General features: G+C 70.5%; 19 protein-coding genes. 4 read left to right on the forward strand and 15 right to left on the reverse strand.

Annotation, left to right across the window (positions count from 1 at the left end; translation table 11 throughout):
• The first annotated feature begins 222 nt into the window (after window positions 1-222).
• On the forward strand, window positions 223-606 hold the full coding sequence (locus tag Actob_RS28820) for a hypothetical protein (RefSeq protein ID WP_284914985.1): 384 nt from the start codon (window positions 223-225) through the stop codon (window positions 604-606).
• Window positions 607-808: 202 nt separating this feature from the next.
• Here the strand turns inward: Actob_RS28820 and tatC are convergent, their stop codons facing one another.
• From tatC to Actob_RS28845, 5 genes are all read right to left on the reverse strand, one after another.
• Complete coding sequence (tatC, locus tag Actob_RS28825) at window positions 809-1,768, reverse strand: twin-arginine translocase subunit TatC (protein WP_284914986.1); 960 nt, start codon at window positions 1,766-1,768, stop codon at window positions 809-811.
• Window positions 1,769-1,777: 9 nt separating this feature from the next.
• A complete protein-coding gene (gene tatA, locus Actob_RS28830; protein WP_284914987.1) occupies window positions 1,778-2,167 on the reverse strand; it encodes a Sec-independent protein translocase subunit TatA in 390 nt (129 codons plus the stop codon).
• A gap of 136 nt (window positions 2,168-2,303) precedes the next feature.
• Window positions 2,304-2,546: a hypothetical protein gene (locus tag Actob_RS28835; RefSeq protein ID WP_284922398.1), complete on the reverse strand. Its 243-nt coding sequence runs from the start codon at window positions 2,544-2,546 to the stop codon at window positions 2,304-2,306.
• Window positions 2,547-2,596: 50 nt separating this feature from the next.
• Window positions 2,597-3,553, reverse strand: a complete 957-nt coding sequence (locus Actob_RS28840) for a helix-turn-helix transcriptional regulator (RefSeq protein ID WP_284914988.1) — start codon at window positions 3,551-3,553, stop codon at window positions 2,597-2,599.
• Entirely contained in the window at window positions 3,550-4,539 is a 990-nt protein-coding gene (locus Actob_RS28845; protein WP_284914989.1) for a helix-turn-helix transcriptional regulator, read from the reverse strand. Before Actob_RS28845 ends, Actob_RS28840 begins: the two co-directional genes overlap by 4 nt.
• A gap of 68 nt (window positions 4,540-4,607) precedes the next feature.
• On the opposite strand from Actob_RS28845, the gene Actob_RS28850 reads away from it, so the two are divergent.
• The 3 genes from Actob_RS28850 (at window position 4,608) to Actob_RS28860 (ending at window position 7,556) form a co-directional block, all read left to right on the forward strand.
• Window positions 4,608-5,615: a cation diffusion facilitator family transporter gene (locus Actob_RS28850; RefSeq protein WP_284914990.1), complete on the forward strand. Its 1,008-nt coding sequence runs from the start codon at window positions 4,608-4,610 to the stop codon at window positions 5,613-5,615.
• A gap of 9 nt (window positions 5,616-5,624) precedes the next feature.
• Window positions 5,625-6,701, forward strand: coding sequence for a DUF3866 family protein (locus Actob_RS28855; protein ID WP_284914991.1), 1,077 nt, complete (start codon window positions 5,625-5,627; stop codon window positions 6,699-6,701).
• A 285-nt stretch (window positions 6,702-6,986) separates the two neighbouring features.
• Window positions 6,987-7,556, forward strand: a complete 570-nt coding sequence (locus Actob_RS28860) for a signal peptidase I (RefSeq protein ID WP_284914992.1) — start codon at window positions 6,987-6,989, stop codon at window positions 7,554-7,556.
• On the opposite strand, the gene Actob_RS28865 is transcribed toward Actob_RS28860, so the two are convergent.
• The 10 genes from Actob_RS28865 to Actob_RS28910 all read right to left on the reverse strand — a co-directional run bounded on the left by Actob_RS28865 (window position 7,553) and on the right by Actob_RS28910 (window position 17,372).
• Window positions 7,553-9,025 (reverse strand): GGDEF domain-containing protein, encoded by a 1,473-nt coding sequence (locus Actob_RS28865; protein WP_284914993.1) that lies wholly within the window; start codon window positions 9,023-9,025, stop codon window positions 7,553-7,555. The genes Actob_RS28860 and Actob_RS28865 overlap by 4 nt on opposite strands.
• 68 nt (window positions 9,026-9,093) lie before the next feature.
• Window positions 9,094-9,744, reverse strand: coding sequence for an O-methyltransferase (locus tag Actob_RS28870; protein ID WP_284914994.1), 651 nt, complete (start codon window positions 9,742-9,744; stop codon window positions 9,094-9,096).
• A gap of 517 nt (window positions 9,745-10,261) precedes the next feature.
• Window positions 10,262-10,474, reverse strand: coding sequence for a hypothetical protein (locus Actob_RS28875; RefSeq protein WP_284914995.1), 213 nt, complete (start codon window positions 10,472-10,474; stop codon window positions 10,262-10,264).
• Between the two features lie 25 nt (window positions 10,475-10,499).
• A complete protein-coding gene (pafA, locus tag Actob_RS28880; RefSeq protein WP_185044627.1) occupies window positions 10,500-11,858 on the reverse strand; it encodes a Pup--protein ligase in 1,359 nt (452 codons plus the stop codon).
• A 70-nt stretch (window positions 11,859-11,928) separates the two neighbouring features.
• A complete protein-coding gene (gene prcA / locus Actob_RS28885; protein WP_284914996.1) occupies window positions 11,929-12,738 on the reverse strand; it encodes a proteasome subunit alpha in 810 nt (269 codons plus the stop codon).
• 32 nt (window positions 12,739-12,770) lie between these two features.
• On the reverse strand, window positions 12,771-13,613 hold the full coding sequence (gene prcB, locus Actob_RS28890) for a proteasome subunit beta (protein WP_284914997.1): 843 nt from the start codon (window positions 13,611-13,613) through the stop codon (window positions 12,771-12,773).
• Window positions 13,532-13,798: an endonuclease VII domain-containing protein gene (locus Actob_RS28895; RefSeq protein WP_284922399.1), complete on the reverse strand. Its 267-nt coding sequence runs from the start codon at window positions 13,796-13,798 to the stop codon at window positions 13,532-13,534. The genes prcB and Actob_RS28895 overlap by 82 nt, the downstream gene beginning before the upstream one ends.
• A 440-nt stretch (window positions 13,799-14,238) precedes the next feature.
• A complete protein-coding gene (locus tag Actob_RS28900) occupies window positions 14,239-14,454 on the reverse strand; it encodes a ubiquitin-like protein Pup (protein ID WP_189331165.1) in 216 nt (71 codons plus the stop codon).
• Between the two features lie 99 nt (window positions 14,455-14,553).
• Entirely contained in the window at window positions 14,554-16,071 is a 1,518-nt protein-coding gene (gene dop, locus Actob_RS28905; RefSeq protein WP_407653405.1) for a depupylase/deamidase Dop, read from the reverse strand.
• 47 nt (window positions 16,072-16,118) lie between these two features.
• Window positions 16,119-17,372, reverse strand: coding sequence for an acyltransferase family protein (locus tag Actob_RS28910; RefSeq protein WP_284914998.1), 1,254 nt, complete (start codon window positions 17,370-17,372; stop codon window positions 16,119-16,121).
• Between the last annotated feature and the right edge of the window lie 8 nt (window positions 17,373-17,380).

Consider the following 17,380-nt stretch of genomic DNA (forward strand, 5'->3'; position numbering starts at 1 on the left):
ATCGACAGCCCACCATCCTGTTGACAATTAATCCCGGGAGTTCTCATCGATATCACCGCCGCGCCTCGCCTCGGCCACGCGAATACCATTTGCCACCTCCGCGACAACCCCGCACAGATGGACAGCGCGGCGGCGTCCACTTGCTACTGACGAATCGGCGTTATACGTTCTAGGCCGAACATCGACAAGCGGCATTGTCCGCTTGACACGGGGAGGTATTCGATGACATTCAGTCGTCGCCTGGCGGCAGCCGGCGGAGTCGCCACGGTGCTCGTGTTCGGCCTGGCCGCTCCCGCACTGGCACACGACGTCCGCCTGGGCGGCCCCAACGGCTGCGGGGCGACAAAGCTGCAGAGTTGTGGGTATGTGCAGGTCAGGTCCAACCACACCATCGTCGACGCCTGCGACACCAAGCAGGACGGCACCGGCTACGCGGCCACCTACAAGCTCAAGAACGGCACCACGGGGATGGTTTCCGACGGGAACGGCGCCGCGTCCGGATGCGGCATCATCCAGGCCGGAACGTCGAGCAATCCGGTCACCCAGCTGGCCGGCTGCTACTACTTCGGCGGCGCGTGGCTCTGCAACCCGCTGACCGCGGTCTGATCACGCGGTTTCATTACCGGCATTCCATTACGGCCCCGTACCGGCCGTGATGCATTGTTGCCGGCGGCTTTTGCCGCCGGCAACTTCGCATTTACCGGTGTGAATTGAACTGGCACGTCACGCCGACCCCGGAAACACCTGTGGTGCCGGCCGTTCTCCGTGCGGAGCCGGCCGGCACCACGGGTGCGTCACGATCGGATCGTCAGGTCATGTCGTCGAAGCGGCGCTCGATCGGGCGTGGCGTCTCCACCGGGGTGGGCGCCTCGATCGGGGTCGGAGCGGCGATCGGGTCGGACGCGCCGACCGGGACCCGCTCCTCCTCGAGCGTGGAGATCGCGTCGTCGTCGAGGCCCTCGTAGATCTCCTTGCCACGGCCCCGGCGCTTGTCGTTGATGAAGGACACGCCGACAGCCACGAAGTAGAGGGCACTGATGCACGCCGCCAGCAGCGTCATCCCGAACGGACCGGGGTCCGGCGTGGCGATGGCCGCGAACGCGAACGACAGGAACACCACGGCGCGCCACCAGCTGAGCAGCCGGCGGGCCGAGACCACGCCGGTGAAGTTCAGCATCAGCAACAACAGCGGGAACTCGAACGCGACGCCGAACAGCATGAGCATGTTCATCACGAAGCCGACGTACGACGTCAGCTCGAGTTTCGTCGGCTCGCCCAGGACGCCGGCTTCCATGATGAAGCGCAGGCTGTGACCGACCACGAAGTAGGCAAGCACCACGCCGGCGGTGAACAGCGGCATGGCGATGCTGACGAAGACGTACGCCCACTTGCGCTCGTGGCGGTGCAGGCCGGGGGCGACGAAGGCCCACAGCTGGTAGAGCCACACCGGGGACCCGACGACCAGGCCGACCCACAGCGCGATCTTCAGGCGCATGATCAGCTGGTCGGTGACCGCCAGGGAGATGAACTCACAGTGGCCGGTGTTCGGATTGAGCGAACTCGGCAGGACGCAGTAGGGCCGCTTGAGGAGGTCGAACACCCACAGCGAGATGATGAAGCCGACGATCAGGCCGACGACGATGCCGAGGGAGGCGATGAAGAGCCGGTTGCGCAGCTCACGGACGTGCTCGACAAGGGTCATCGAGCCGTCGGACGCCTGCTGGAACTTGCTCGGCCCCTTGTTGCGGCGCAGGCTCAGAGAAGCCATCGTCCCAGATCAGCGGTCGTTGGTGCGCTGCACCGGGTCGACGTAGGGCTGCGCCGGGGGCTGCTGCGGCTGCTGGTAACCCGGCTGCGGCTGCTGGTAACCCTGCGGGGCCTGCTGGTAGCCACCCGGCGGGGGCTGCTGCTGGTAACCCGGCTGCGGCTGGTAACCGGGCTGCTGCACGTCACCCTGCAGCGGCTGGCGCGAGTACTGCGCGTCGGCCTTCTCCGCCAGGTTGTCGTTGTCCTTGCCCTCGTCGACGAGGCCCTTGGTCTCCGCCTTGATGATCCGCAGCGAGCGGCCCAGCGAGCGCGCCGCGTCCGGCAGCCGCTTCGCACCGAACAGCAGCACGAGCACGACGACGAGAAGAATGAGGTGCCATGGCTTGAAGGCGCCGCTCATGGGATGACTCCAGACGGTGGGATCAGGTTGCGGGGTCCATCGTACGTGTCAGTTCCGGCGAAGTGACATGCCGGAACCCGCGAGATTCTTACGCATCGGCTTTACATCCTGGACAACGGGGCGGGAACGGCACAGTTCACTTGCCCAGCCCGGCCTTGATCTGTTCCACCTGCTCCTGCGCCTGCTCGGCACGCTGCTGCAGGCCGAGCACGGTCTGCTCCAGCCTCGCGGCGCCGGCCTGCAGGCGCATCGCCTCATGCTGCCGGCGCTGCAGCTTGCCGGCCGCCCGGCGCAACTCGGACAACCGGCTGAGCAGCCGCACCCCGGCGAAGACCAGCACGACCAGCGCGACCACCACCACGGCGATCCAGACCCACATCAGCACGGCAGCCACCCTATCGGGCCGGGGCCCGGTCCGCCGCACACGACCTAGCTCGGCGCGGCGTACTGGTCCAGGGCCTCGTGGGCGGCGGCGCGGATCTGCTCGACCAGCTCGGGCGGGCCGGCCACCGTCACGTCCGGGCGGCCGACCAGGAAGCGCCGGGCCCAGACCAGGTCGGTGACCCGCATCGTGACCAGCCACTCACCGGGTTCCTTGACCACCTGCTCGACCGGGTAGTACTCGGTGATCCACCGGCCGCCGCGGCCCACCCGCAGGGTGACCAGTGGCAGCTCCGGGCCGGGCCGGAAGACGCCGTCGGTGACGTCGTGCGGTACCGCCTCGACCGGCGGCCGGGACGGCTCGGCGAGCTCGCTGAACGCGTCGATCCGGTCGATCCGGAACAGCCGGGTCGCCTCGGCCCGGCGGCACCACGCCTCCAAATACGCGAACGTGCCAACGGTCAGCATCCGCATCGGGTCCACCACCCGGTCGGTGGTCTCGTCCCGGGCCGCCGTGTAATACGTCAGCCGCAGCGCGTGACCGGAGTCCACCGCGGCGCGCACCTTGGCCAGCTTCTCCTGATTGGCCGGGAGCTTCACGGCCACCGGGGCGTCGGCCAGGTCACCGGCCGCGCTCTCGATCTTGGCGAGGGCCCGCTCGATGGCGTCCCGGGAGCCGATGCCGGGTGTCTCGGCGAGCATCCGCAGCGCCACCACCAGGGCCAGCGCCTCGTCCGGGTTGAGCCGCAGCGGCTTGTCGATGCCGGCGTCGTGGCTGATCGTCACCCGGTCGCCGTCGAACGCCATGTCGATCAGGTCGCCCGGGCCGTAACCGGGCAGCCCGCACACCCAGAGCAGCTCCAGGTCCTCGCGCAGCTGTTTCGGGGTGACGCCCAGGTCGGCGGCCGCCTCGGCGATCAGGATGCCGGGGCGGGCCAGCAGGTACGGCACCAGGTTGAGCAGCCGGCCGAGGCGGTCGGCGGACGGGGTACGCGGCGCGGTCACCGGGCCACCGCCGGAACCTCGTAGCGGGTGACCAGCTCCTTGAGGTGCTGGATCACCGCGTCGCGCAGCTCCGGGGGACCGTCCGCGCGGGCGTCCGGCCCGTACCCGGCGATCCGCGCGGCGAGCCACTCCGGGTCCCCGTACGAAATGGTCAGCCGGTCGCCCTCCGCGCCGGGCACGATCTCGCTGGCCAGCCGGCGCAGACCGGCGGCCCGGCCGGGCCGGACGGTGACCGTGGCACGCCCGGTGCGGGCGATCGGGCCGGAGCTGACCGCCACGTGCTTGATCAGATCGGCGTCCTCGGGCGGGGTGAACGCGCCGGGGCGGCCGGTCGCCTTGACGTCGCCGACGATCCGGGACAGCCGGAAGCAGCGGGCGGCGTCCCGGTCCCGATCGTGGCCCACCACGTACCACCTGCCGCGCCAGCAGACCACACCCCACGGCTCCAGGCGGCGCACGCTGGGCTCGTCGACCTCGGGCACCCGGTACTTGAAGGTGACCGCGCGCCGATCGCGGGCCGCCGAGGTCAGCGGGCCGAAAGCCGGATCGACCGTGACCACCGGCTCCACGCCGAGGGTGGCCTGCGGATCCACCTCGACGCCGGCGGCGCGCAGCTTGGCCAGCCCGGACGACGCGGCGGCGGCCAGCCCGGCGTGCTGCCACAGCCGGGCGGCGATGCCGACGGCCGCGGCCTCGTCCGGTTCGAGCAGGATGTCGGGCAACGCGTACTCCCGCTGGGCGATGCGGTAGCCCGGCTCCTGGTCGAAGATGCTGGCGGTGCCGGTCTCCAGCGGCACGCCGAGCTCGCGCAGCTCGGCCTTGTCCCGCTCGAACTTGCGCTGGAAGGCTTCGTGGTCCCGGGGATCCGAGGGGTCGTGCTCGTAACCGGGCACGGTCAGGGCGATCTGCGCGGCGGTCAGGAACCGTCGCGTGGACAGCAGGCAGATCACCAGGTTCACCAGGCGCTCGGTACGAGTGCGTGACACGACACGAAACCTAGCAGCCCGGGTGTCCCGACCGTTAAACGCGAGCGGCGCGGGGAACGTTGAGCGGCGTGACCGTCGTACCCGAGCCCGAGACCACCCCGGCCGGTCTGCCCGACACCGGGCCGCGCGCCGAGACCGAGAGCGTCGGCACCGTGCTCCTGGCCCTGCTGGCCAACCTGGTGATCGCGGTGGCCAAGCTGGTCGCCGGCCTGATCTCCGGCTCGGCGGCGATGCTCTCCGAGGCCGCCCACTCGCTGGCCGACACGGTGACCGAGGTCTTCCTGTACGTCGCGTTGCGCCGAGGGCAAAAACCGGCGGACGAGGAACACCCGTTCGGGTACGGCAAGGAGAGTTACGTCTGGGCGTTCATCGCCGCCCTGTTCACCTTCGTCGGCGGTGCCGGATTCTCCATCTACCACGGGGTCGCGACCATCGCCGGCGGCACCGGCGCCGGCGAGTACCTGCTCTCCTACCTGGTGCTCGCCGTCTCGTTCGCCGCCGAGGGCGCCTCCTTCCTGAAGGCGCGCCGCCAGGTCCGCGACCAGTCCCGCCGCTGGAACGTCTCGCCGCAACGGTTCCTGCGGCTCACCCCGGACACCACCGTCAAGGCGGTCTTCTTCGAGGACTCGGCGGCCCTGATCGGCCTGCTGCTGGCCGCCGCCGGCCTCGGCCTGACCCAGCTCACCGGCCATGAGCTGTGGGACGGCCTGGCCTCGATCCTGATCGGCTGCCTGCTGCTGGTGGTCGCCTCGGTCCTGGCGCGCAGCAACGTGTCGCTGCTGGTCGGCCGGGCGGTGCCGCGCCGCGTCCACAACCAGATCGCCGCCGACCTGCGGTCCATCCCGGTGGTCACCGCGGTGCCGACACTGCTGACCATGCAGATCGGGCCGGGCGACATCCTGGTCGCCGCCAAGGTCGACTTCGACGACAACGTTCCCGGCAGCGCCATCGAGGCCGCCTCGGACGAGGCCGAGCGCCGGTTGCGGGACCGCTTCCCGGAGATCCGGTACGTCTTCCTGGACCCGACCCGTGGCGAGCCGGGACGCGACCACATCGACGGCGGACTGGACCGATAGGGTCCGCACATGGTGCGCTGGCGGTCGGGGACGGTTCTTTCGGTACGGCGAAGCTGGCGTGGCGCCGTCGAACTGGATGTCACCACCGAGCGGGGGCCGGTTCGCGCGCTCGCGTACCCGGATCTGGTGGGCTCACCGGAACCCGGCGACCGCGTGCTGCTCAACGTCGGCGCCCTCGTGATGGGCCTGGGCACCGGCGGTTACGCGCTGGTGGTGGCCCTGCCCGACCGGTTGCCCGCGGACCCCGCCGACACCGGCACCACCCGCGACTCGGGACACCTGGTCAAGGCGCGTTACACGCCGCTGCAGCCGATCCTGCTCGGGGTCGACGAGGAGGCGTCGCCGCACCGGGCCGTGATGGCGGCCGCCGAGTCGCTCGACGGGATGCCGGTGGTCACCGCCGACCTGCACTCCGCGCTGCCGGCGATCCTGGCCGGCGTGCACGCCGACCGGCCGGACGCCCGGGTCGCCTACGTGATGACCGACGGCGGGGCGCTGCCGGCCTGGTTCTCCCGCACGCTCGACGGGCTGGCCGGGCACCTGGCCGGGACCGTCACCACCGGGCAGGCGTTCGGCGGGGACCTGGAGGCGGGCACCGTGCACACCGGGCTGCTCGCCGCCCGGCACGTGCTGCACGCGGACGTGGCAGTCGTGGCGCAGGGCCCGGGCAACCTGGGGACCGGGACGGCCTGGGGCTTCTCCGGGGTGGCCCTCGGCGAGGCGATCAACGCGGCCGGGGTGCTCGACGGGCGGCCGGTCGGCTCCCTGCGGATCTCCCAGGCGGACGGGCGGGCACGGCACCGCGGGGTGTCACATCACAGCCTGACGGCGTACGGAAAAGTCGCCCTGACCCGCGCGGACCTGCCGGTGCCGGTGGGTCTGGAGGCGGCGCTGGCCGCCGATCTCGATTTCCTGAGCGACCGGCACCGGGTGGTCAGCGTCCCGGTGGACGGCCTCGACGCGGCGCTGCGTGCCTGCCCGGTGCCGCTGTCGACGATGGGCCGCAAACTGGACCAGGACTACGACTACTTCCTGGCCGCGGCCGTGGCCGGCCGGCACGCCGCCGCCCTGCTGGACGCTCGGTAGTTGCCGTAGTGGCGCCGGCGGGCGTCCCGGTCGCCGAGCTGCCTGTCGTAGACGGCCAGTTCATCGAGGGTGCCGGTCTCGGCCGAGGTCAGCGCCCGCCGCCACCTCCGGGTCTCCCCGAGCTGCCGGGTCTGCCCGCCGGACCCCGGTCCCGTCGCTGGCTGCCGGGTTCCTCCGCCGCTCTCGTGCGGAGCGGTCCGGGTGCCACCGCCTAATCCGGGGGAACCCGCCTGCCGATCGGATCTCCGGGGGACGGAGGGCACCGTGACCGCGGCGGAGAAACGCATGGGGGCCTGGTTCGTGTCGTCGCTGCTCGCCCGGATCAGCCTGGGCACCGCCGCGGTGGCGGTGCTCTGGTCGGTGCTGCTCATCCCGTTCGGCTGGACCAGCGCCGTCGTGGTGTCCGGGTCGATGATGCCGGAGATCCGGGCCGGCGACGTGGCGATCGCCAGTCCGATCGACCCCGCGGACGTACGCCCCGGTCAGCCGATCCTGGTCGACAACCCGGCGAAGCCGGGCCGGCTGCTGCTGCACCGCGTGGTGCGCCGCAATCCGGACGGGTCGTTCGTCACCAGGGGCGACGCCAACCGGGTCGACGACTCCCTGCCGGTGCCGCCCGGCTCGGTGCGCGGCCTGCCCCGGCTGCTGGTGCGCTACGTCGGCCTGCCGGTCTACTGGCACGCCCGGGGCGACTACCGCCACCTGACCGTCACCGCCGGCCTGCTCGTGACGCTCGGCCTGCTGGCGGCCAAGCGCCCGGACGAGGACGGCGACGCCGGTCTGCACCGGGCGGGCGGCGGCCACGCCCGATGGCGGCCGGGCCGGCCCGCGGCGCGGCACGTCCGCCGGGCTTAGGCCGTGTTCCGGAGTCCGGCCGCGGTCACCTCGATGCGGTTGCGGCCGTGGTCCTTGGCCAGGTACAGCGCCTTGTCGGCGCGCTGCAGCAGCTCGTCCGAGGTCTCCTCGCCGTCCCAGACGGCCAACCCGGCGGAGAATGTCTGGTCGTGCGGGGTGACCGCCAGCATCCGGGTCAGCGCCGCGTGGGCGCTGGCCGCGTCGACGCCGGGCAGCAGCACCACGAACTCCTCGCCGCCGTAGCGGGCGATCAGGTCCACCGAGCGCAGCGTGCCGTGCCAGGCCGCGCTGGCCGCCTTGAGCAGCCGGTCCCCGGCCGGGTGCCCGAACGTGTCGTTGAACCGCTTGAAGTGGTCCAGGTCGACGATCGCGGCGGCCACCGGCAGGTGATCGCGGCGGGCCCGTTCCAGGGCGCGGGGCACCTCGTCGTTCCAGGCACGGCGGTTCGGCAGGCCGGTCAGCTCGTCGGAGCGGGCCAGGTCGCGTACCCGCTGCGCCTGCCGCTCCACCTCCCGCAGCAGGCCGGCCATCCGGGCCACGACCAGCAGGAACAGCGCGGTCGAGCCGATCGCGATGCTCCAGCCGTCGACCACCCGGCCCTCGTGCACCTGCAGGGCGAGCAGGCCCGGGGCGATCAGGGAGGCGCCGGTCAGCAGCGCCAGCAGGCCGGGGCCGAGCCGGATGGCGGTCTCCTGGGCAGGTTTCGCCAGCTTGACCGCCGCCGGGTCCAGCGCGGCGACGGCGAACAGCGAGAACGCGGCCAGGAACACCGACTCCAGGATCCGGGCGAACCAGGCGGTCTCCTCCAGCGCCAGGCCGGGGGCGCCGAGATTGTCCAGGATCACCCAGGAGCTGTCGCCGAGCAGCAGCGTCCCGAGTGCGCCGGCCACCCACCAGAGCGCGCCGCCGCGGCTGCCGCCACTGCGCAGCAGCCGGGTCATCATGGCGAGCAGCAGCAGGTCACCGATCGGGTAGGCGGTCTGGACCGCGTGCGCCAGCCGGTCCATGTGGCTGACCAGGTTGATCGGGGCGATGATGTAGACCCAGGCGAGCAGCCCGAACCCGGTGGTGATGATCGCCGCGTCGACCATCGCGGTCCAGTTGGCCCACCGGTCGCGGCGGCGGATCAGCAGGGCGATCCCGGCCGCGCAGGCCGGGTACAGGCCGAGGAAGAACGGGTCGGCCGGGGTGGGCAGGTCGACCAGGTTCCAGAGCAGCGCGCAGGACTTGGCGACACCGATGCCGGTGGCGTTGCAGAACACGCCGGCGGCGATCAGGTACCAGGGCAGCCGGTCGCCGGGCTCCTGACGGCGGGCGCCGAGCACGATGGCGGCCGTGGCGAGCCAGCCGATGGCGACCTGCCAGCCGGCCAGCAGCCAGCCGTTGGCCGGCAGGAATTGGTACGCCAGGATCGCGACGGCCGCCGTCATGGCGTATGTCACCTGGGTCTGCCCTCGCCCGATCGTCACCGCACCAGGAGAAGGCCTGCCGGTTGCAGCCGGGGTGCGATCGCGCTGCCGGCCGGTCGCACGTCGGCTCAGTCGCGCCGCCGGGCGAGGGTCACGCCGTCCCGGACCGGCAGCATCACCGCGTCGACCCGCTCGTCGTGTGCGATCCGGTCGTTGAGCTCGGCCATCACCCGGTCGGCCGGCTCGGTGGGGTGCAGGACCCGGCCGCCGCGCAGCACGTTGTCCAGGGCCAGCAGGCCACCGGGGCGCAGCCGGGTGACCAGCTCCTCGTAGTACGCCGGATAACTGATCTTGTCGGCGTCGATGAAGCCGAAGTCGATCACCGGGTCGGCGGGCAGCGCGCGCAGCGTCTCGACGGCGGGCGCCAGCTTCAGCTCGATCCGGTCGTCGACGCCGGCCTTCACCCAGTACTCCCGGGCCACCTTGGTCCACTCGGGAGAGACGTCGCAGCACAGCAGCCGCCCGCCGGGGCGCAGGCCGCGGGCGATGCAGATGGACGAGAAGCCGGTGAAGGTGCCGACCTCCACCGCGTTGCTCGCCCCGGTCAGCCGGACCAGCATGGTGAGCAGGGCGCCCTCGTCCGGGGCGATCTGCATGCCGACATACTCCGGTGGCAGCGCGGCGGCGGTCTCGGCGGCGAGCTCGCGCAGCACCGCGTCCGCGGGGGTGCAGTGCGCCAGCAGGTAGTCGTTGATTCCCGGCCCAAGAATCTCGGTCATACCGCTTAGCCTTCCGCAATCCCGGCGCGGCCGCAGCCCCTCCCGGCCGACTTCCCCGCTTCCGGCCCATGTTCCACAGCCGACCCACCGCGGCCGCCGCGCGCTCGCCCTCGCCCAGCACGGCGGTGCCTCGCGTCGCCCTCGCCCTGCACTGTCGCCCCTCGCGGTCGCCCTCGCCTTGCACGGTCGCCCCTCGCGGTCGCCCTCGCCTTGCACGGTCGCCCCTCGCGGTCGCCCTCGCCCCGCGCGGTCGCCCTGCACGGTCGCGGTCGCCCTCTCAGCGGCCCTCGCCCTCGCCACTAAGGGGCGGGCGGATGCCAGCGTGGGAACCCGCTGGCGGGTGCACTGTGCGGAGGCACGGGACTATCCGGTGGGGTGTCCGAAACCACCCACGGACAATGAAGGGTGGGCTGATCGTCATGGACGCGCAGCGGCCAGATCAGCCCGCCCGGCCCGCGCGGGAGCATGCGATCCGCACCACAGCGGACGCGCGAATATGAATGTCCTGAATTTGATCTTATTTAGTAATGATCAAATAAAGCCACCCGGCCAGAAACAGCGCGAGGATCAGCACCATCAACCAGGTGGGAAAAATCTTGCGACCGGTGCGGGCCGCCTGCACGTCGCGGCGGATGCGCTCCCGGCGACGGTCGGCGCGGCCTCGCGGCGCCGCACCCTCCGGCCTCGGGCCTCGCGGATCGGCTGACTGGCCGGGATGTGACGTTGTCATAGCCCGGCCAGCCTACTCCCGCGTGTCACATGCTGGCGATCAGGCGCTCCACCCGCTCGTCGTAGGCGCGGAACGGGTCCTTGCAGAGGACCGTGCGCTGCGCCTGGTCGTTGAGCTTGAGGTGCACCCAGTCGACGGTGAAGTCGCGGCGTTTCTCCTGGGCGTGCTTGATGAACTCGCCGCGCAGGCGGGCCCGGGTGGTTTGCGGCGGTGTCTCCTTGGCCTCGAAGATCTGCAGGTCGTTGGCGATCCGGTCGACCTGCTTGCGCTTCTCCATCAGCGCGTAGAGGCCGCGGCCGCGGCGGACGTCGTGGTAGGCCAGGTCGAGCTGGGCGATCCGCGGGTGCGACATCGGGATGTCGTGTTTCGCCTGGTAGCGCTCGATGAGCTTGTATTTCGACACCCAGTCGATCTCGCGGGAGACCGGGTCGAGGTCGCCGCTCTCGATGGCGGACAGCACCCGGCCCCACAGCTCGACGACCCGCTTGGCGACCGGGTCACCGCCGCGGCGCTCGACGAACTCGGTGGCCTTCGCCAGGTACTCCTGCTGGATCTCCAGGGCGGAGACCTCTTTGTTGTTCGCCAAGCGGATCTTGCGGCGGCCGGTGACGTCGTGGCTGACCTCGCGGATCGCGCGGATCGGGTTCTCCAGCGACAGGTCGCGCATCACCACGCCGGCCTCGATCATCCGCAGCACGATGTCCGCACTGCCGACCTTGAGCAGGGTGGTGACCTCGTTCATGTTCGAGTCGCCGACGATGACGTGCAGGCGGCGGTACCGCTCCGCGTCGGCGTGCGGCTCGTCGCGGGTGTTGATGATCGGGCGGCTGCGGGTGGTGGCGCTGGAGACGCCCTCCCAGATGTGCTCGGCGCGCTGGGAGAGGCAGAAGACAGCGCCGCGCGGGGTCTGCAACACCTTGCCGGCCCCGCAGATCAGCTGGCGGGTGACCAGGAACGGGATCAGCACGTCGGCGAGACGGCCGAACTCGCCGTGGCGGCTGACCAGGTAATTCTCGTGGCAGCCATAGGAGTTGCCGGCGGAGTCGGTGTTGTTTTTGAACAGATAGATCTCCCCCGCGATGCCCTCGTCGTGCAGACGCTTCTCCGCGTCGACGAGCAGGCCCTCCAGAATCCGCTCGCCGGCCCGGTCGTGGGCGACCAGGTCGGTGACGGAGTCACATTCGGGGGTGGCGTACTCCGGGTGGGAACCGACATCGAGGTAGAGGCGAGCGCCGTTACGAAGGAAGACGTTGCTGCTGCGTCCCCACGACACCACTCGGCGGAACAGGTAGCGGGCCACCTCGTCCGGCGACAGCCGCCGCTGTCCCCGATAGGTGCACGTGACTCCGTACTCGGTCTCGAGGCCGAAAATTCGCCGTTCCATGACAAGACACTAGCCGCACTTCCGGCCTTTCGAAACGGGCGCGGCGGCAAAGCCACGCCCGTTTCGGTGATCAGTTCCCGGTGCCCTTCTCGGTGTCCTCCGAGGCCGCCGACTCGGTCGGCTTCGCGTCGGCCGGCGCGGGCGGCGCCGCGTCGGTCTCACCCAGATCCGCGTCGGGCACCGCGTGGTGCCCGAGCAGGGTGGTCAGCGTGGAATCCGCGATCCGCCGGAAGGTCCGGCCGACCCGGCGCCGGTCCAGCACCGCGACCTCGAGCTGCTTGGCCGCGAGGGTACGGGTCTGCCCGTTCTCCCCGCCCACGCTGCCCAGCGCCTCGGCGGCCAGGGCCAGCGCGGTGGGCAGGTCGGCGGTGACGTCGTGCCGCTCGCGCAGCACCGTGGCGATCGCCTCGGCCTGCCCGCCCATCGCCATGAAACCGGGCTCGTCCAGGGCCGAGCCGTCATACATGATCCGGTAGAGCTCGTCCTGCTCCGGGGTGGCGCCGACCTGCGCGATGCAGATCTCCACCTCGTACGGCTTCTGCGTCTCCGAGAAGATCGCACCGAGCGTCTGGGTGTACGCGTTCGCCAGCGCCCGGCCGGTCACGTCCCGCCGGTCGTAGGTCAGGCCGGTCATGTCCGCCATCCGCACGCCGGCCCGGCGCAGGCTCTCGAACTCGTTGTACCGCCCGACCGCGGCGAAGGCGATCCGGTCGTAGATCTCACTGATCTTGCGAAGGGTGGTGATGTTCTCGGCGACCAGCAGGATGCCGCCCTCGTAAGACAGAACCACGGCCGAGCGGCCGCGGGCGATGCCCTTGCGGGCGTACTCCGAGCGGTCCCGCTGGACCTGCTCGGGTGATGCGTAGAACTGCATGGCCACGGGTGGCTACTCCTTCATCTCGCGCGTGCGGATCAACCGCCCGGGTTCTCCATGCGTCCGGAGACGACCTGCTCGGCCACCGCGGTGATCTCAGCGTCGCTGAGCCGGAGGGTGCCGTTCGCCGTAGCGGTCATCACCACCGGGTAGATCTTGCGGGTGAGGTCCGGGCCGCCGGTCGCGGTGTCGTCGTCAGCGGCGTCGTAGAGCGCCTCCACCGCCAGCCGGATCGCGTCCTCGGTGCTGACGCCCGCCCGGTACTTCTTCTTCAGCGCGGCCTTGGCGAACAGCGAGCCGGAGCCGATCGCCTCGTAACCGGTCTCCTCGTAGAGACCACCGGCCACGTCGAAGCTGAAGATCCGCCCGGCGCGGCCCGGGTCGGCCGGCGACAGGTCGAAGCCGGCGAAGAGCGGGACCACGGCCAGGCCCTGCATCGCCGCACCCAGATTGCCGCGGACCATGGCGGCCAGCCGGTTCGCCTTACCGTCGAGGGACAGCATGGCCCCCTCGGTCTTCTCGTAGTGCTCCAGCTCCACCTGGAACAGCCGGATCAGCTCGATGCCGATCCCGGCCGTACCGGCGATGCCGATCAGCGAATACGAATCGGCGGGGTGCACCTTCTTGATGTCCCGGCTGGCGATCAGGTTGCCCATGGTCGCCCGGCGGTCACCGGCCATGACGACACCCTCGGCGGTCGCGATCGCGACGATCGTGGTGCCGTGCGGGGCGACGTCGCCACCGTTCAGCCCGGGGGGCAGCGGCCGCCGGCCCGGCAGCAGCTCGGGGGCCGCCGCGCTCAGGAACTGCGTGAAGGAGGACGTCCCCGTGTTGAGAAAGATATCCGGTAGACGCCCGGATGGATCAAAACCCGTCGCCACGTGGTTCCTTTCAGGTACGTGATCGCATTGGCGAGGAACACCGGGTCGTCCCGGAACTGTCCCAAGCCGCCGTTGCAGTTGAAGCACAATATCCCGCGCACCCGGCCGGTGCGATGATCGTGATCTACGTGTTGCGGGTCGGGCGCGCCACAGATCGGGCAGACGCCACCCTGGTCCGCCAGCATCCGGTCGAAGTCGGCCTGGCCGATGCCATGGCGGTCCGGCAAGTGATACTCGCGCGTTCCGCCATGGAGCCGCTGCTTCGTTCTCTGCCGCGCGCGTTGTGGCAAGGCTTGCGGTAGCGCCGGTAACCGCCGCTGTCGTCACGACTGCGGGGAAACTCCGCTAGCAGCTTCGTTTCCCCGCAGTCGGGACGATGACAGTGGCCGTCCGGTACAGCGCGGCGCTGTTGGGCCTCTCGGCCAGCCTTCTCCAGCAGACGTTTCGCGTAGCTCGTCTTCGAGCGGGCGTTGAAGCATTCCTCGCAGTAGCTTCCGCGCCCAGTAGGCCGCTTACTGCTGGCACAGAACGGCTCCAACGGTTTCCGCTCTCCGCAGTCGCGACGGCGACGCCGTCCGGCTACATCGTCATTCGAGAGAGGCATGTCCGCTTTAGGGCTTATGCCCTATTGGCCCCCTTTTTGCACGTAACCGCGGACGAATTCCTCTGCGTTTTCCTCGAGGACGGAGTCGATCTCGTCCAGCAGATCGTCCACGTCCTCGGTGATCTCCGCGTGCCGCTCGGCTACCTCGGGGTTGGCCTCAACGGTGACGTCCTCGATCTCCTGGTCGCTGGAGCTGCGCCCGCTCTGCGACTGACCACCTGTGTCTCGGGTTGCCATGGATGTCCCCCTTCTCAGCCACCCGAAGTCCTGCAACATCGGGTACGGAAAACCTACCTCGCGCCTGTGACGAAACGCCCTGCCGCAACGGGTGTTTTATTACCGACTCGTGATCACTTCAAGAAGGTCCTTGGCGCTCTCACAGGTGTCGAAGAGGGCCCCGACGTGCTTCCGGGTGCCCCGCTCCGGCTCCATCATCGGCACCCGCACGAGGGACTCGCGCCCCACATCGAAGATCACCGAGTCCCAGCTGGCGGCGACCACTTCGGAGGCGTACTGCGCGAGGCAGCGGCCGCGGAAGTAGGCCCGGGTGTCCTCCGGCGGTTCGTACATGGCGCGCTGCGTCTCGTCCGGGTCGAGCAGGGTCTTCATCGACCCGCGCGCGACCAGCCGGTGGTAGAGGCCTTTCTCCGGGCGGACGTCGGCGTACTGCAGGTCGACGAGCTGGAGTTTGGGCGAGGACCAGCTGAGGCTCTCCCGCTCCCGGTAGCCCTCCAGCAGCCGCAGTTTGGCCACCCAGTCCAGGGTGTCCGAGCAGAGCATCGGGTCGCGGCCGAGCTTGTCGAGCGCGTCCTCCCACCGGTTGAGCACGTCGGTGGTCTGCTCGTCGACGTCCCCGCCGTATCGCTCGTCGACGAACGCCTTGGCCCGCTCGAAGTACGCCCACTGCAGGTCGAGGGCGGTGAGCCGGCGGCCGTCGCGCAACCGCATCAGGTGTTTGAGGGTGGGGTCGTGGCTGACCGCCTTGAGCTCGCTGACCGGGTCGGCGATGCCGAGCTCGCCGGTGAACACCTTTTCCTCGATCATGTTGAGGACGAGCGCGGTGGTGCCCATCTTCAGATAGGACGCGATCTCGGAGAGGTTGGCGTCGCCGATGATGACGTGCAGCCGGCGGTACTTGTCGGCGTCGGCGTGCGGCTCGTCGCGGGTGTTGATGATCGGTCGTTTGAGGGTGGTCTCCAGTCCGACCTCGACCTCGAAGAAGTCGGCGCGGGAGGAGATCTGGAAGCCGGAGCCGCTGCCGTCCTGGCCGAGGCCGACCCGGCCGACCCCGGTGTAGATCTGCCGGGTGACGAAGAACGGGGTGAGGTGGGCGACGATGTCGGCGAAGGGGGTCTGCCGGCGCATCAGGTAGTTCTCGTGCGAGCCGTAGGACGCGCCCTTGTTGTCGGTGTTGTTCTTGTAGAGCTGGATGCGGTGCGCGCCGGGGATGGTGGCGGCGCGCCGGGACGCCTCGGCCATCACCCGCTCGCCGGCCTTGTCCCACTTGACCACGTCGAGGGGGTTGGTGCACTCGGGGGTGCTGTATTCCGGGTGCGCGTGGTCGACGTAGAGGCGGGCGCCGTTGGTCAGTATCACGTTGGCCAGGCCCAGGTCCTCGTCGGCCAGGGCCTCGGCCGGGTCGTACGCCGCGCCGGAGTAGGTGAACCCGCGGGCGTCGCGCAGCGGGGACTCCTCCTCGTAATCCCAGCGGGCGCGCTGTCCTCGGTTGAGTTCGGGGCGGGCGCCGTAGGCGTTGACCACTTGGGAGGAGGTCACCATCGGGTTGGCGCCGGGCTGACCGGGCACCGAAATGCCGTACTCGACCTCGGTCCCCATAATCCGTCGAACGCTCATGCGACCACCCTGTCCGCCACGAAGCTACGGCTGCTCATGCATCGAGCCTAGACGCTCTCACGTTGCATTCCGAAGCTGCCCGTACTCGGTGTGCCACCTTCCGTGCTGGGAACGGTCGCCGGCGTGTCCGGGCCGAATCGGTCATCCAGGTGTCGCTGGACCCGCCCGCCGAGCCGTTGTCCGGGACGTTCCACGAGGTGGTGGGCCATCCAGGCGACGATCAGGGTGGCCATGACGAAGGCGCAGCCGATGGCTGCCGGGCGGCCCGGCAGTAGTCGCGTGACCACGACGAGCACCGGCATGTGCAAGAGGTACACCGGGAAGCTGACCACGCCGAGCCAGGTGAGGAAGCTCGGCACGGCCCGGTGGCGCAGCAGGAAGGCGACAGCGAAGGTGCCGGCCACCGCTGTCGCGACGGTCCCGCCGCGCAGCAGGTCGGTGCCGGTGAGCAGCCACGAGTTGAGGCCGGCGGCGATCAGGACGAGGGTGAGCGCGGCAGCGGCGGCCCGCCGGTCGATCTGCCGGTGCTGCGCGCGGTAGACGACGGTGCCGGCGAACATCACGGCGAGCATCAGGACGGCGCCGCTGGAGCTTCCGGCGCCGGCCCACTCGGTGGGCTCGCCGTTGAGCAGGGGCAGCAGGACCATGGCGAGACCGGCGGCGCCGGCGATCCGCGCCCGGCCGCGTACGTACCGGAACACGCTGGCGGCCACCACGACGGCCAGCACCGCGGCGGTGAGCCGGCCCCTGGGGAACAGGCCGTCCGGCAGGTCTCGGCCGAGCAGCAGGACGACCAGCGCCAAGCCGCCGGCCCACCAGGCGCTCGAGCGGTGCCGCCGCCACGCGTACAGCCCGGCGACGATCAGGTAGAAGGTCATCTCGTAGGAGAGCGTCCAGAACGGACGGACCACGCCGCGCAGCCCGAGCAGGTCCTGCAGCATGGTGGCGTGACCGAGCACCGACGCGGTGGTGTCGGTGTACAGCGTGCGGTGCAGGCGCTGCCAGCCGGCCGCGGCGAGGAGCAGGCCGAGCCCGATGGTGAGCAGATACGCGGGGTAGATCCGGAAGAGCCGGCCGATCCAGAACCGGCGCAGCGAGCCGTGCCGCTCCAGGGACATCGGGATGACGTATCCGCTGACCAGGAAGAAGAGCAGGACGCCGTACCGGCCGAGGTCGAAGTGCCGGTAGATCGCCATGTGCCGGTCGAGGCCGATCACCTGGGGGCTGAGGTGGAAGAGGGCGACCACCGCGGCGGCGTAGCCGCGGAGCGCGTCGAGCCAGGTCAGGCGGGTACGGGTCACACCCGCTC

The organism is Actinoplanes oblitus (genome assembly GCF_030252345.1).
GTDB classification, from domain to species: Bacteria; Actinomycetota; Actinomycetes; order Mycobacteriales; family Micromonosporaceae; genus Actinoplanes; species Actinoplanes oblitus.

Coding starts and splice junctions, on each gene's coding strand:
- Actob_RS28835 (WP_284922398.1), bottom strand. CDS start 2,546: ATGTGGGTCTGGATCGCCGTGGTGGTGGTCGCGCTGGTCGTGCTGGTC.
- Actob_RS28900 (WP_189331165.1), bottom strand. CDS start 14,454: ATGGCAACCCGAGACACAGGTGGTCAGTCGCAGAGCGGGCGCAGCTCC.
- Actob_RS28895 (WP_284922399.1), bottom strand. CDS start 13,798: ATGCTGGCGGACCAGGGTGGCGTCTGCCCGATCTGTGGCGCGCCCGAC.
- Actob_RS28860 (WP_284914992.1), top strand. CDS start 6,987: ATGGGGGCCTGGTTCGTGTCGTCGCTGCTCGCCCGGATCAGCCTGGGC.
- Actob_RS28820 (WP_284914985.1), top strand. CDS start 223: ATGACATTCAGTCGTCGCCTGGCGGCAGCCGGCGGAGTCGCCACGGTG.
- Actob_RS28870 (WP_284914994.1), bottom strand. CDS start 9,744: ATGACCGAGATTCTTGGGCCGGGAATCAACGACTACCTGCTGGCGCAC.
- tatC (WP_284914986.1), bottom strand. CDS start 1,768: ATGGCTTCTCTGAGCCTGCGCCGCAACAAGGGGCCGAGCAAGTTCCAG.
- Actob_RS28875 (WP_284914995.1), bottom strand. CDS start 10,474: ATGACAACGTCACATCCCGGCCAGTCAGCCGATCCGCGAGGCCCGAGG.
- Actob_RS28855 (WP_284914991.1), top strand. CDS start 5,625: ATGGTGCGCTGGCGGTCGGGGACGGTTCTTTCGGTACGGCGAAGCTGG.
- tatA (WP_284914987.1), bottom strand. CDS start 2,167: ATGAGCGGCGCCTTCAAGCCATGGCACCTCATTCTTCTCGTCGTCGTG.
- dop (WP_407653405.1), bottom strand. CDS start 16,071: ATGAGCGTTCGACGGATTATGGGGACCGAGGTCGAGTACGGCATTTCG.
- pafA (WP_185044627.1), bottom strand. CDS start 11,858: ATGGAACGGCGAATTTTCGGCCTCGAGACCGAGTACGGAGTCACGTGC.